We start from the raw sequence: 14,274 nt of genomic DNA on the forward strand, positions 1-14,274 counted from the left end.
AACTATTAACATTGGAAGCAAATTGAAATGGAAATTTTAAAAAATCTTCTATAAACGGAATTTCATGGATTGCATAAGCAATTAAAAGACAAACTATTATCGATAATAAAATAAAAGTAATGGAAGTAATAATATAAGGTGCAAATTTATTTTCTAATAACATAAGCTTAATCCTCAAATAGTAAAAATATTTTTCGTTATTCCTTTTTCTTATTTGTATTGTTTCAATAGTGGAATGATATAAATTAATTGGGTTTAAAAAAACAAAAATTGCCAATATAAGAATTGCTGAAGTTTGAAAATATATTAAATTAAATATCTCATCGCCTTCATTATTAATATTGCTTTTAGAATAAAATTTTAATAAATAAATTACAGCAAAATAAATATTGAAAATCAGTAAATTTGTATTAAAAAAGTCATATTTTTTTGATGATGTATTAATCATTTTTATCTGATAATTTCTAGTCTACTACCTGGATTAGGTCTATAAAAATAAAACTCATAAAAATCTTTTTCCTTTTCAATATTTGTTATGAATAATGGAGAGAAATTTTTAAACTTTCCTTTATTTATTAAAAGTGTAACAATCTTATTTTCTGAATAATATTTCATAGTGTAGTCATTTAATAATTCAACTGAAACACTATTTTTAAATTCTGCTTCCAGCTCTTGCCAACTATTATTATAATTGTTACTACTTTTACTATCAAAATAATATGCTTGTGCAATTTCTTTCTCTCTTTCGTATATCAATGTTGCAAAGCTTGATACATCTTTATTTTCAATTGTAGTTTTCAATTCAATAAATTTTTTGATAACTTCAGCTTCTAATTCATTTGTATCTTCTTTACTCAAATCAACACCCTTACTCCAACCATCTAATACATACGGAACTTCGGCTTTAAATTCTCCTTCAAGTTCTATAAATGGTAAATTTAATTCTACTTTTGGAAGTTTGAGTTTGAAAACTTCTTTAAAATCATCAAATTTTTGTTTATAATACTCGCCGTAAACAATTCTTATCCTTAAATCCGCATCGCTATCAACAGTTGTTTCAAGCACTCCATTTCTTATTGCTTTTGGATATGCTTTTATTCTTATAGATTGAATGCCACTTTTAAGAATATATTGCGGTATATCAATGTTTTGCTCACCTGCACTTCTTCCTGTTGTAAAAAAATCATCAACTAATAGATCGTTAATAAATATTTCATAAGTACATAAATTATTGGTAACCTTTAACTGATACGTTGGATTATAATCAAATTTTTTAACTTCTTTCGATATTGAATTAAATTTTTCTTTTGTTATCATGTTTTCTTGCTTTTTTGTTTTTTGAGCACAACAAAGAATAAAACAAGAAAGAAAGCAATACTGGATTATATCTTTCATAAACTACCTAATAATTTCTAATCTACTCCCAGCATGAGGTCTATAAAAGTATTGTGGATAAAAATCAGAGAAACCTTCAACTTTGCTTCTTATTATAGATTGGTTTTTATATTTCCCAGAATCAACTAAAATTGTAACCAGTTTACCATTTGCCATTATCTTCATTTTGCCTTCAAGTAGTTCAATTTCTTTTGATTCATTCAATGCTTCTTGCAATTCAGAAGCCCATTCAGCTGAGTTTTCTTTAGTATTTTGATACATAGATTGGTCAATTTCTTTTGTTCTAAAATATTGTTCTTTGGCTAAACCTTCAATGTCTTTATTTTGATACAAATTGGCTATTTCTTTCATTCTTGATAAAACTTCTTGTTCCAATTTTTTTGAATCTTCTTTACTCAAATCAACACCTTTGCTCCAACCATCTAGTATATAAGGGACTTCGGCTTTAAATTCTCCTTCAAGTTCTATGAAAGGTAAATTTAATTCTACTTTTGCAAGTTCGAGTTTGAAAACTTCTTTGAAATCATCCCACTTTTTAATATCTCTATAATCCCCATATACAATTCTTAATTTTAACGATGCGTCTCTTGAAACAAAATCTTTAAATTTCTTATTATCATCTAATAATGGATAAATTTTTACTCTTATTTTTTGCAAACCACTTTTTAGAATATATTGTGGAATATCAATATTTTGCTCTCCAGCTGATTTACCGCTTGATGATGAATAAAACACTAAAATATCATTTACATAATACTCCATTGGGCAATTGTATTTAATTTCTCTAATTTGATAAACCGGATTGTAATCAAATTTCTTTACTTCTTTATAAATATTTTTAATTTTATCTTGATATACTATTTTCATGATTTTGGAATTTTTGTTTTCTGTTTTTTGTGCGCAACTATTAAGATTGAATAATATGCCTATTAATAAACCTATAATTAATTTATTTTTCATGTTGTGGTTTTTTTAAAATAAAATGGTGGAGATTTGAAAGTGTGAGCGAGTAAAGTGATTTCGCCTTCAATCTTTGATTCTTTTTTAACAACATCACTTGATTCCACTGTTCCATCTTCTTTCATTCTATTTCTAGTAATTTTTCCTCCTGCAAAAACTTCAAATGAAAGTTTTATGCCATCAAAAATTAAGCTTGTTTGTACAAACCAACCTTCATTATCGACTCCAAGAGTTCCTTCTTGTCCCAAACCAACTTCGCCTTTGCCGCCAACTCCTACTTCTGCTATTGCATCATAAGTACCCATAACAATTTTACCAACTATTTTAATAGTAATATCTATACCTGCCGTAATGTGGGATTCTCCTTTAAATGCTAGTTTTTTATCGCTATGCAAAAAGTTTCCTTCAAATTTTACATCAGCATTTATTTCTCCTTTTACCCACATGTCTACTTTGATTCCATCTGGATTATCTCCTATAGCTGCAAGCAACGTTTTGACTGCTGCTAGTACTGCATAGGCAATAGGGTGTCTGCGACACAACAAGTCTAAAATATGCCATTTGATTTCCAGACCTATAAGTGGCTTTGCTGCAAATGCTACGTTGTATGCAAGTCCAGATCTTCCTGCCAATTGCGCATGCTTTTTGCCATCGACAGTTTCATACTGCCAGCTACCACCGAGAGAAAATTTCGGATATACTATTTCAACTTCCTGAGGTTTTCTCGTTAACGCTTCTGTTAAGTGCTTTACTCTTAAATTTAATTCATTTTCTTTCAAATATTCGTTTATGGCATTGTCTCCTTCTCCTTTGTTTTTTGGATTGTCTAACTTTCCATCCATCATATCTGCAGCCCATCGTAATTTATCATAGATATCCTTATAAAATTCTGATGCTTGGCTTTTTTCTGCAAAATCCTTGGTCAATTCTATATTTCTATCTTCATATATTTGTGCTTTTAAAGAAATATTTACATTTTTCATTATTTCTACCAGTGTACTTATCTTACCCTTGGTTGGAGTTGGTTTTGCAGCGTCTTTTGGTTTTGGAGTGCCTTGATGGGTTTTGAAAACATCAAGCATCTTATTGTTTATCTTGCTATTTATCTTGTCTTGCGATTCTTTATCTTTCTTATAGATATCTTGCTTTTTAATTCTTTCAGCTTCTTGATCTGGTGTTTCATTATCTTTCTTTTTAAATTTATTGTCTTTCCATTCAAAGGCACTTACTGTTTTTTCTTGATCCCATGATGGAATCAAAGCAGTAAGTTGGTCTTTCGAAACATTAAAGCCAAAAATTAAACTCCATTTAATATCAGGATAAATAGCAATATTTACATCTTGTTTAAAAGCGCAGGTTTGAATATTTGCTTTTATTTTTAAAGTTTTTCCCAGAGAATTAGGCAACCAAAAATATTGCATTGTTTTGATAAACATCAAAATACTATTGCCATCTTTTGGAATATCATAATTATAAAAAGCATCAAATTCTATTTGGTTTTGTCTTACAGTAACCAATCCTTTCTCGATAGGAACATCTTCTTTTTGATTGGTTTTAATCATTCCGCTTGTTGTAGTACTTTTAGACTCAGTTTTTACCAATTCTGACTTTTTTTCTTCAACCTTATGTTCCGCTTTGGAACTCGGCTCTACTTTTAGTTCAAAATCTTTGGGTATTGCAGTTACCGTTATTTCCTTTGTAGTATGCTTCGACTTTAAATTGCATTCTACAGATTTAATATCAAAATCCAATATATAGGTACCTTTTTTGCCCGCTACAATTTCTACATCCAGACTTTTTTTCGTTCTTTGCACAGTGTCTTTAGAATCAAAAACTATTGTACTGCCTGCTGAACTTTGTTTTTTTAGTTCGATTTTATCATATCTGCAATGTTGAAAAGCTGCCACATTTGTTTCTACACTTCCCGACATTAATGGATTGTTGCCAGATTCGATATTCAACTTTGGTATTGCTTGCCCTTTTACTTGAACAACATCACTTTTAAAACTTACTAATTCCTCGGTTTTGTCGTGTTTAATTTTTGCATAAAGTGTTATTTCCTGACTGTTTGCAAAAGCTGAGCCACTCCAAAATGGATCTAGAATTATGTCAACTACTGCTTTTTGAACGCTTGTTTTACCAGTTTCTTTACCAGTTTTGAGTTTACCTTGGGGAGAAGAACTTAAAATAGTTTCCCCATCGACTACTTTGGCTACTACTTCGCGTCTGAAATAGGTATTTTTAGGCATGTCAGGTTCAAGTTGCCCTGGTTTTAAGTCGACAGCTACTCCATTTTCTCTTTTTAAAGCGGGTAGTTTATTATCGCTGTATACCATATTTTTATTCATGAGCTGTATGTCAATTTCTTGACCGTAAAGCCCTTTGGTATATATGTGCAACTGGATTTTTTGTCCAAATTTTAAAATTGCATCCTTTGGAATGTCTACTGTTTTACCGTTTGTATCTATATATTTCCATTGTACCCCAATTATTTTTGGAGTGCCTAATGCCCTAATAAAAATACCTCTTGGTGATTTTCCCAGTGCAGCATTTTTAAACTCTGTATTGTCAAATGCTTCCAGCCAAACCATACCGCCACCCTCTAGAAATTCTGGAAAAAGAATCGCGTCAGAACCGTTTATTTTCATTTTGGCTAATCCTTTCGTAAACGACTCATTATGCGTAATTTGTTTAGCATCTACTCCGTTATTTACCAACTGCCATGCCCAATTCAAATCTTTATAATCTTCTAATAATTTAGTTTGCATTTCTTCAAACTTTTTTAGCTCTGAATTGTATTTATTAAAAGCGACAGTCGACGCATGCATATTTGTTCTACTAGGTTTGGTTTTCTCTACATCGTCCATTTTTTGGATAGTGTAATTAAAACTTTCCGCTTTTTTTAACTCCAATACACCCAACCCAGCATTAAAAACCTGATCTTTTGTTGGTTTTGCTATTATGTTTATTTCTTTGCTCATATTTGCTGGTACTATAGGTTTACAACTTGATAAACGGCGTCATTGTTTGCACTGAAATTTACGCCTGGTAAAATTTCTTTTAAAACATCTGGATCGCTACTTTCGGCATTTTTCTGACTCATGGAAGCGGTTTGTCCATGATTTTTAATACTTATACAATCAGGTCCGCCTATTGGGCAGGTGGCTTTGCTGCTTTCAAGTAACGGATTGCCTTTGTTTTCATCGTAAGTTACTTTCTTATAAAATCCTGTCCATTGTGTTATTACTACTTGGCAAGGCAAAAAACCAGAGCTTGAAGGTTGCATTTTGCATTTGCCAAAAGTATTTTTTTCGAGTGTTTTGCCAATTTCTTTGGTTGTAGCTACCAATTTTTCTTCACCATTGTCATTTGCAAATGCTTTGGTTTGGGTTTTTACTTTTATAATATCTGTTTGGGGAGATTCACTAAACTTGCATTGGCAAGTTCCGCCTTGTACTACATAATGTTTTTCGGCCATAATGTGATAATTTGATAGTTTGTTTATTAGGCAAATATACCTTTTTTATATACAGAGTGCTTATTTAAGGCTGTTGTTTTCTTACAATTGATATATTTCTATTATGGTATTTTTGGTAGTGTTTTGGTCAATTTTGGTATTAAAATTAGCTATTATAGCAAAAATATTGCCGTTGTCTGCATGAAGTTTGTATTTAATATCCATTTCTGAGTATATAGTTTCTATAGTATTGTCTGTCATTTTTGCTTTTGGATAATTGTAGTTTAATAAAACCTCATTCATATTTCTTTCATCTATGGCTTTGCCATGCACATTTATAATTATTTTGTTTGTTTCTGTACAAAAGGGTTCTACAGTATGTGTAGCTTCATATTTAACTGTCGTGTTGCCAAAAACCGGGTAGTCTCTTACTACAGTTTTACCAAAATTGTCTGTGTATGGAATATACAGTGGAGCGAAATAGAGTGAAAAGAACCAGTTTTTATACAAGGATTGTTTCAGCAAGTCTTCATTGACCAAAATAGCATCAATACTTTCAATTATTTTTAATGTGGCATCGCCCTTATAATAATCTAGTAATGTTTCTTTTTCCTGAAGCCAATTTTGCTTTATACTTTTTAAATTTGCAACAGAATCTACTTGACCAAATTGATTGGCTATTATTTGAATTGGATAAAAAGCTTTGCTGGCTTTGTCTGCCAATTGTTCTATTTTTATATCTGGTTCCAGATTGTTAATATATACTTGGTTCCTGTTAATTTCGAATATAAAATTTACATTTCTGTTCAATAAACATTGTACTTCAATTTCATAGTGCATTGTGTTTTTTAACACATCATTGTTTAAAGTTTTTACGACAACACCATAAATTTTTTTTATTTCAAATGGAGAAAATTTTAATTCAAAATTGTTTATAAAGGGAACATTATTCATAAATAGTATTGCTTGTTTTTTTGTGATGCAAATTTATATAAAAATGACATCTATATAACTTGATTATCATAAGAAAAAGTAAAAAATGCTGTCCAAGTACTTGAATAGCTTCCCTGAGCCTCAGGCACATTGTCCAACCCCTTGAATTGTTTCCCTGAGCTTCAGGCAGACTGTCCAACCCCTTTAATAGCTTCCCTGAACTTCAGGGAGACTGTCCAACCCCTTGAATGGGTACTAAAAAATTTTAAAAAGCAAAAATTTTGACAAAAATTATTTGTTAATTGTTTACAAAACATATTTTTGAATATATTTGAATCTAAATTTAAAATATATTTATGAAACTTTATCCCATTGCAACTTCGCAGCTTCAGTACTTGGAAACTGGACAATTTATTATTCGGTTGATAACAGATTTTGAAAACAAAAATCTTGACCCGGCTACAGATCCGGAATTTAAAACCCTTTATGATAGTTTAAAAGCACAATCGCCAGAATATGATGCGGCTTTAATGCAAATAAGAGCTAAAGCTGAAACCGAACAACTTATTTCTCTCGACTATATTCGGGACAGAAAAATAACCACATTGCGCAATGCCGTCAATGTTTTTAAATATACAGATATACCAGCGGAAAGAACTGCTTATGGTTTGCTGAAAATTTTACTTACAGTGTATAAAAATATTGATATTGCCAATTTTGAAGCAGAAAGCTTAGGACTTAATAATCTGGTAGCAGAATTAAAAAATGCAACATACGCACCAGCTGTGCAAACTTTGGGGCTTGCAGTACATGTGACGAATTTGGAAACAGCAAACAACAATTTTAAAACTACATTCAGTACTCGCTCTATCTCCACAATAAATACGGCGGTGTATGATGTCAAACTACTCAAGAAAAATATTTTGACAACCTACAAAGATTTGGTAGAATATGTTTTTGTCATGGCAAAGCGCAAGAAAACAACTTTTTTTGTAGATACTTTTACTGTAATTAATAATGGTAGAAAGTATTTTGCAGATATTTTGGCTAAGCGCGGTGGCAGTGGTGGTGAGGAACCTACAGTTTAAAAAATGAAAAGCCGAATAAAAATAAATTTATTCGGCTTTGGTTTTTCAGAAATTACCTGAATCAGTCTCGCTGCAATTTAATCTCACATATGGCGCTTGGTCCGCATTATCCATACGATTTTTGAATCCCCTGCTAGTCCGAGCATTAGTTAATACTGGCGCTAGCGCGAGTTTCAAACTCGTGCCTGCAATGATAGGCTAAAAAATTATAAAACCCCACCATAAGTCCACAAAAAAATAAATAAACTATAATTGAAAAGTTACAGTTTTTTATATTTGTAAAAAAAATGAGTAGAAAATATAAATTTGGAGAAAAAGAAGGGGCATATTTTATCAGTTTTGCTACAGTATACTGGATTGATGTATTTACCAGAGATGATTATTTTGGTTGTATTATTGAATCATTAGATTATTGTAGAAAAAACAAAGGGATGGAAATTTACGGGTATTGTATCATGCCAAGTCATGTACATTTAATTTTCAGGTCGGCTTTAAGAGATCCATCAGGTTTATTAAGAGATTTTAAAGGATTTACTTCCAGAAAAATGCTAAAAATTATAGAAGAAAATCCACATGAAAGCAGAAGAGATTGGATGATTTGGATGTTTGAAAGAGCAGGTAAAAAGAATAGTAATGTAAAGCATAGACAGTTTTGGCAACAAAATAATAAACCAATTGAAATTTGGTCATTAAAAGTTTTTGAACAAAAATTAAACTATATCCATAATAATCCTATCGAAACTGGTTTTGTAACAGACACTGTAGATTGGAAATATAGCAGTGCAAGGAACTATAGCAATAATGACCATACCGTTTTAGAAATTGATTTGAATTGACTTTCATTGCGGTCACGAGCTAGAAGCTCGCGTTAGCTGGGGGAGCAACAAATGAGATTCCTCGTTCCTCGGAATGACAAATCCCACCGCGCGGAACGATTTGTTTGAAGAAATTAAAAATATAATGATATGAACTACCGTGAACAACTTTTAGATTATCTTGAAAATGAGGATCTCAATAAAATTTTAGATTGGATAAACTCTAAACCTATTATAGATCACACAGATATATTTAGAGAATTCCAACAAATTTTAAGAGAAATATATGAGGCAACAAACGACCCTGATATGTTAGAACAAATTGAGTACTATGATACTTTTATCCCAGAGTATGAGGACAAAGTGCTCGATGAAAAACTAGCTGAAGCCAATTATGTAATGTTATTGCAGGAACAAGAAAAAGCCTTTGCAGAAATGGATAGAAGAATTGCTGGCAGTAGAAGATATATTATTGATTGCATTGTAAATAATGAAGAAAATGCAGAATCTATGAAAGAACTCGCGCATAAAATGATGAACACTGAGAAAGAAAATGGGTTTTATGACGAAAATAACTGGAAAGATATTTTGTAGGTTCAATGATGTATTTCACATTAGCCCTGATTGAAGTGAAAATTTTGCAGGAAAAAATAATATTATTTTCTAGACCAAAACAGCGACCAACGGAAGCTCCTTTTGGGCAATGAAAATAAATTATTTTGAGAGATTGCTTCGTTCCTCGCAACGACAAATTGAAACGGAAAGCAGGAACAGCTCCAAAAAAATTATTTACCCGAGCTGGTGGCTATTACAAATTTTAAATTGTTCTTCACTCCTATTTGCAATACATCGACCAAATCCTGAACCTGCAAGTTAAACGGTATTCTCACCACAACTGACTGGTCTTTGGTTTCGCCGAGTTTTGATAATAATGTAGCTTCGAGTTTGTCAAATGAAACTTCTTCCTTGTCCAGATAAAATTTCTTTTCGGCTGTTACAGAAAGCGTAATGTGTTGCTTGTTGGTTTTTTCATTATTCTTGGCTTTTGGCAATGTCATTTTTATAACATTTGGATTTGCCAAGGTGGATATAATGAGAAAAAATAGCAATAAAAAGAACATAATATCACTTAGTGAAGACGTAGCAACTTCGGCATGAAACCTTTTATTTCGCTTTATTTGTGGCATTTGGTCTCTGAATTATGTTAACAAATTCTAATACATGACGCTGTATATTGAGCGAAAAACTATCGATAACACCATTGAATAAATGGTAAGCAGAATAGGCTATAATTCCTACAGCAAGTCCCGCGCCAGAACTAATCATCTTTTCGTATAAACCACCGGAAATATTTCCGATACTAATGTTTTCTGTGATTGAAATACTGTAAAAAATCTTGATTACACCGCCAATAGTTCCAATAAAACCGAGCGTTGGCGCAATACCAGCAATAAGTCCTAAATGACCCAAACGTCTTTCCATTTGACCAATTTCGATATTGGCGACTTTTTCCATATTCGATTCAATTTCGGCAATGGGTCTTCCAATGGTGTGAATGCCTTCTTTGATGACATTTCCTGAGGCTGTCGTATCTTTTTCGGCAGTGGCAATGGCCATTTCGACATTTCCGGAATTAAGATGAATTCTGATATCTTTCATCAAATGGGTGTCATATTTGGTGTGCTTTCTGAGGTAGATAAATCGCTCAATGATAACATAAATGGTATAAAAAAGCAAGATAGAAATAGGAATTAGGAAAAATCCACCTTTTAATATAAATTCTAAAACCGAGATTTCATTTTCTTTGGCAATATTTTCGATTACTGCGCCAGTTGCTGCAGCAACTGTATCGTTTTGGGCTTGTAAAAAAAATCCAATCATAAATTATATTATAGGTGACAATTATTGTAGAAAAAATCTCAAATTTGCAATAAAGATAATTTTCTATATAGTAATAAACTAAAAAATGTAAAATTTATTTTGTTTCACGCCAAGTTTTACAATCTAGAACATAGCATTGCAAACCTGAAATTCATAGTTTTGGTTTTGAATAACAAAAGTGTGGACCAAAAAAACAGATTATAAACACGAATTTCACCAATTTTCACAAATTAATTAGTGAAAATTAGTGAGATTCGTGTTGAAATTTTTACAGACTAAAGTGGAATGCACTAAAATTACATTGTTTTAATTATATTGACATCAATAAAATGAATTACCAAGAAACACTACGTTGGATGTTTACTCAACTGCCCATGTATCAGTACCAAGGCGCATCGGCGTATAAAAAGGATTTGACAAATACCATACTTTTGGCGAACTATCTTGGAAACCCTGAAAAAAAATTAAAAACGATTCATGTGGCTGGAACCAACGGAAAAGGCTCAACTTCGTCCATGATTGCTTCTGTTTTGCAAGAAGCTGGTTATAGAGTAGGTTTGTATACATCGCCACATTTAAAAGATTTTCGAGAACGAATTAAAATTAATGGTCAGGAAATCGAGGAAACTTTTGTAGTAGATTTTATTAAAAACCACCAATTCTTTTTTGAACAAAATAGTTTGAGTTTTTTTGAAATGACTGTAGGTTTGACCTTTGATTATTTTGTAAAAGAAGAAATTGACATTGCCATAATTGAAGTTGGAATGGGTGGCAGATTGGATTCTACCAACATTATAACGCCTTTAGTTTCGGTGATAACCAATATTGGTTTGGATCATACCCAATTTTTGGGCAATACTTTAAAAGCAATTGCTGGGGAAAAAGCAGGAATCATTAAACCAAATATTCCAGTAGTAATTGGCGAATACACGGTTGAAACTAAAGAAGTTTTTTTAAATAAAGCCGAAGAATGCAAATCGAAGATTTATTTTGCTGGTGATTTGATACAAGAAATTTACCCATCCATATTACTTGGCGATTATCAAGTTCAGAATATAAAAACGGTAATGCAAACTTTTGAAGTGCTAAAATTGCAAAATGAGTTTGTCGTTTCAGAGCAAAATATTAAAGATGGATTAATGAATGTGGTGAAAAACACTGGATTGCTGGGGCGTTGGCAACAAATTAAAACCAATCCAAAGGTAATTTGCGACACCGCCCACAATAGTCATGGGCTAAAAATTGTAATTAATCAAATACTTAATCAAAAGTTTGAAAAGCTACATATCGTTTTAGGAGTCGTAAATGATAAAGATTTGAATGATTTTCTGCCATTATTCCCAAAAGAAGCGACATATTATTTCTGCAGACCAAATATTCCTAGAGGTTTGGATGGAACAATTCTCCAACAAAAGGCTTTCGAATTTGGTTTAAAAGGAAATTTATACAATTCTGTTTCAGAAGCTTATCAGTCCGCATTGGAAAAAGCATCGGGTAATGATTTTATATATATTGGCGGAAGTACGTTTGTAGTTGCAGAAATAGTATGATTTTTTGTAACTTTTGTTTGCAGGATAAAAAAAGTATAGTATATTTGCACTCACTAATTCACAAAGCAATTTGTAGTTGATTAGGGCGATTAGCTCAGCTGGTTCAGAGCATACCGATTATCATCGGAAGTGGTCTAAGGTGCAGAAGCAAATTTGAAATATTTGAAAATACAATATTAGGGCGATTAGCTCAGCTGGTTCAGAGCACCTCGTTTACACCGAGGGGGTCGGGGGTTCGAACCCCTCATCGCCCACAAGTTGTACAAAAGGTTAAAAACTCTATAAATTGTATGATTTATAGAGTTTTTTTAGTTTGGGCAAATCTCAAATTATTCATTTATATTATGAAAATCATTAATCGACTTCAAAAGTTGAGATTAGCAAAAAAAGTTAACCAAATCTCCATAGTAGCAAATTTGACCTATTCTAATGCTTTGTTAACATTTTTTTTAACATTACACTTATTATTTTTTAAACATCTAAAATTATAGACTAACCACTAAAATTATAACAAAAATTTAGGTGGCAAAATAATTTTTATTTTATAATTTTTAAATACTTTTGCAATCTTAACTTAATTAACTAATTAATAATGAAAAAAATAATTTTATTACTTTCTGCTGCTGTTGTTTTAATTTCTTGTAGCAAAGTTGGCAAAGATGAATATATCATTTCAGGGACTGCAACAGGAATTGAAAATGGTAAAACAATTATTCTTGAAACTCAAGATGCAACAGGAATGGTGTTGGCAAAAGATACTGTTAAAGTTGAAAATGGAAAATTTGAAATGAAAGGAAAAATCACTGAACCTTCATTTTATAGTATACAATTAGAAGGAGCGCAAGTTAAAATCCCTTTTATCTTAGAAAATGGAGAAGTAACTATTGCTATCAATAAAGATAGTATACAAAAATCTAAAGTTTCAGGAACTTACAACAATGATGAATATGTAGCTTTTAATGAAGAAATCACTAAAGTTCAAAAGAAACTTATGGATTTTCAAAGTAAAAATATGAAAGCTATGGAAACTGCTCAACAAACTAAAGATACTGTTGTAATCAATAAGTTGATGTCAGAATTCACAAAAATTCAACAAGAAGTAGGTGAAGCATCCAAGGCAAAATATGTTACTTATGCTGAGACTCATCCAAAAGCTTTTATTTCAGCTTTGATCATTCAAGGTATGTTAAATGATCCAACGGCAGACGTTGCTAAATCTGAAAAATTATACAATAGTTTGGAAGAATCATTGAAAAAAACTAAACCTGGAATCGCTATTAAAACTAAGTTGGCTGAATTGAAAATGCCGGCTGTAGGAGCTGCTCCAGTTCCAGCAGCACCAGCTGTTGAAGCTAAATGAAGAACAGATTTTTCAGGTCCTAATCCGCAAGGTAAAGTAATATCTTTGAAAGAAAATTTAGGAAAAGTTACTATAGTTGATTTTTGGGCCTCATGGTGTGGACCTTGTCGCCAAGAAAATCCAAACGTAGTAGCAATTTATAAAGAATTGCATAGTAAGGGGCTTAATATAATTGGTGTTTCGTTAGATAAAGATGCCAAAGCTTGGAAAGATGCAATTGCAAAAGACAAGTTGACTTGGAGTCATGTTTCAAATTTAAAATTTTGGGACGAGCCTATAGCTATTCAATATAAAGTAGAATCGATACCCGCTACATTTATTCTTGATGCCTCAGGAAACATTGTAGCAAAAGATTTAAGAGGTCCTGCACTAAGAGCAAAAGTCTTAGAACTTTTAGCAAAATAAGTGTAATTATTCTTTTAAAATAAAAAATCTCCCTAGTGGAGATTTTTTATTTTATTCAATACCAATACATTAAAAATAATAGTAAAATTAAGTGCAATTTTAGTTTGGAAACTTCAAAACTGTTTCTATATTTGCACCCGGTTAGCACGATAAGCAATGCTTGTTGAGACTTGGGGAGATACTCAAGCGGCCAACGAGGGCAGACTGTAAATCTGCTGTGTAAACTTCGCAGGTTCGAATCCTGCTCTCCCCACTAAAGCGTTTCAAGCAATTGAAACGTTTTTTTTATAGAATAGTTTTGCGACTTTGCGTGCTTCTCACCAAAAAATATCTAGCTATAGAAAATTTTAATAAATAACAGGTTTACCCTAATTTTTGGTTGCTGTTTATTTCGCTTTCGTATTGTAAGTAATTTGTTATATAATAAAAA

Annotated in this window: 13 protein-coding genes, 2 tRNA genes and 1 pseudogene; 8 read left to right on the forward strand and 8 right to left on the reverse strand. The window is 31.7% G+C overall.

All coding sequences use genetic code 11. The annotated features are described in order from the left end of the window. The 6 genes from RMN92_RS11700 to RMN92_RS11725 all read right to left on the reverse strand — a co-directional run. A partial coding sequence (locus RMN92_RS11700; protein ID WP_309609626.1) for a hypothetical protein occupies window positions 1-448 on the reverse strand: 448 nt, incomplete at its 3' end. A gap of 2 nt (window positions 449-450) precedes the next feature. After that, window positions 451-1,317: a hypothetical protein gene (locus RMN92_RS11705; RefSeq protein WP_309609627.1), complete on the reverse strand. Its 867-nt coding sequence runs from the start codon at window positions 1,315-1,317 to the stop codon at window positions 451-453. An 81-nt stretch (window positions 1,318-1,398) separates the two neighbouring features. After that, window positions 1,399-2,355, reverse strand: coding sequence for a hypothetical protein (locus RMN92_RS11710; protein WP_309609628.1), 957 nt, complete (start codon window positions 2,353-2,355; stop codon window positions 1,399-1,401). After that, window positions 2,352-5,336 carry a hypothetical protein gene (locus RMN92_RS11715; RefSeq protein WP_309609629.1) on the reverse strand — a complete coding sequence of 995 codons (2,985 nt, stop codon included), beginning with the start codon at window positions 5,334-5,336 and terminating at the stop codon, window positions 2,352-2,354. Before RMN92_RS11715 ends, RMN92_RS11710 begins: the two co-directional genes overlap by 4 nt. Window positions 5,337-5,347: 11 nt before the next feature. Continuing rightward, window positions 5,348-5,833, reverse strand: a complete 486-nt coding sequence (locus tag RMN92_RS11720; RefSeq protein ID WP_309609630.1) for a DUF4280 domain-containing protein — start codon at window positions 5,831-5,833, stop codon at window positions 5,348-5,350. A gap of 81 nt (window positions 5,834-5,914) precedes the next feature. After that, entirely contained in the window at window positions 5,915-6,766 is an 852-nt protein-coding gene (locus RMN92_RS11725) for a hypothetical protein (RefSeq protein ID WP_309609631.1), read from the reverse strand. Window positions 6,767-7,101: 335 nt separating this feature from the next. Here RMN92_RS11725 and RMN92_RS11730 point away from each other — a divergent pair, with 335 nt between their 5' ends. The 3 genes from RMN92_RS11730 (at window position 7,102) to RMN92_RS11740 (ending at window position 9,242) form a co-directional block, all read left to right on the forward strand. Continuing rightward, on the forward strand, window positions 7,102-7,833 hold the full coding sequence (locus RMN92_RS11730; RefSeq protein WP_309609632.1) for a DUF6261 family protein: 732 nt from the start codon (window positions 7,102-7,104) through the stop codon (window positions 7,831-7,833). A 287-nt stretch (window positions 7,834-8,120) separates the two neighbouring features. Continuing rightward, complete coding sequence (locus tag RMN92_RS11735; protein WP_309609633.1) at window positions 8,121-8,669, forward strand: REP-associated tyrosine transposase; 549 nt, start codon at window positions 8,121-8,123, stop codon at window positions 8,667-8,669. A gap of 129 nt (window positions 8,670-8,798) precedes the next feature. Continuing rightward, on the forward strand, window positions 8,799-9,242 hold the full coding sequence (locus RMN92_RS11740) for a hypothetical protein (protein WP_309609634.1): 444 nt from the start codon (window positions 8,799-8,801) through the stop codon (window positions 9,240-9,242). Window positions 9,243-9,433: 191 nt separating this feature from the next. On the opposite strand, the gene RMN92_RS11745 is transcribed toward RMN92_RS11740, so the two are convergent. Continuing rightward, window positions 9,434-9,835 carry a biopolymer transporter ExbD gene (locus RMN92_RS11745; RefSeq protein WP_309609635.1) on the reverse strand — a complete coding sequence of 134 codons (402 nt, stop codon included), beginning with the start codon at window positions 9,833-9,835 and terminating at the stop codon, window positions 9,434-9,436. Further along, window positions 9,813-10,529: a MotA/TolQ/ExbB proton channel family protein gene (locus RMN92_RS11750; protein ID WP_309609636.1), complete on the reverse strand. Its 717-nt coding sequence runs from the start codon at window positions 10,527-10,529 to the stop codon at window positions 9,813-9,815. The genes RMN92_RS11745 and RMN92_RS11750 overlap by 23 nt, the downstream gene beginning before the upstream one ends. A 329-nt stretch (window positions 10,530-10,858) precedes the next feature. Between RMN92_RS11750 and RMN92_RS11755 the strand changes: the two genes are divergently transcribed. The 5 genes and pseudogenes from RMN92_RS11755 to RMN92_RS11775 all read left to right on the forward strand — a co-directional run bounded on the left by RMN92_RS11755 (window position 10,859) and on the right by RMN92_RS11775 (window position 14,097). Further along, window positions 10,859-12,079 (forward strand): folylpolyglutamate synthase/dihydrofolate synthase family protein, encoded by a 1,221-nt coding sequence (locus RMN92_RS11755; RefSeq protein WP_309609637.1) that lies wholly within the window; start codon window positions 10,859-10,861, stop codon window positions 12,077-12,079. Between the two features lie 179 nt (window positions 12,080-12,258). Next, a tRNA-Val gene (locus RMN92_RS11760) sits at window positions 12,259-12,333 on the forward strand. Between the two features lie 338 nt (window positions 12,334-12,671). Then, a complete protein-coding gene (locus tag RMN92_RS11765; RefSeq protein ID WP_309609638.1) occupies window positions 12,672-13,439 on the forward strand; it encodes a DUF4369 domain-containing protein in 768 nt (255 codons plus the stop codon). Window positions 13,440-13,457: 18 nt separating this feature from the next. Beyond that, window positions 13,458-13,844 (forward strand): annotated as a pseudogene (locus RMN92_RS11770) (TlpA family protein disulfide reductase); the annotation flags it as partial. Window positions 13,845-14,016: 172 nt separating this feature from the next. After that, window positions 14,017-14,097 (forward strand) — tRNA-Tyr (locus RMN92_RS11775). Window positions 14,098-14,274 lie beyond the last annotated feature (177 nt).

It is taken from the genome of Flavobacterium sp., assembly GCF_031363805.1.
In the GTDB taxonomy this organism is placed as follows: Bacteria; Bacteroidota; Bacteroidia; order Flavobacteriales; family Flavobacteriaceae; genus Flavobacterium.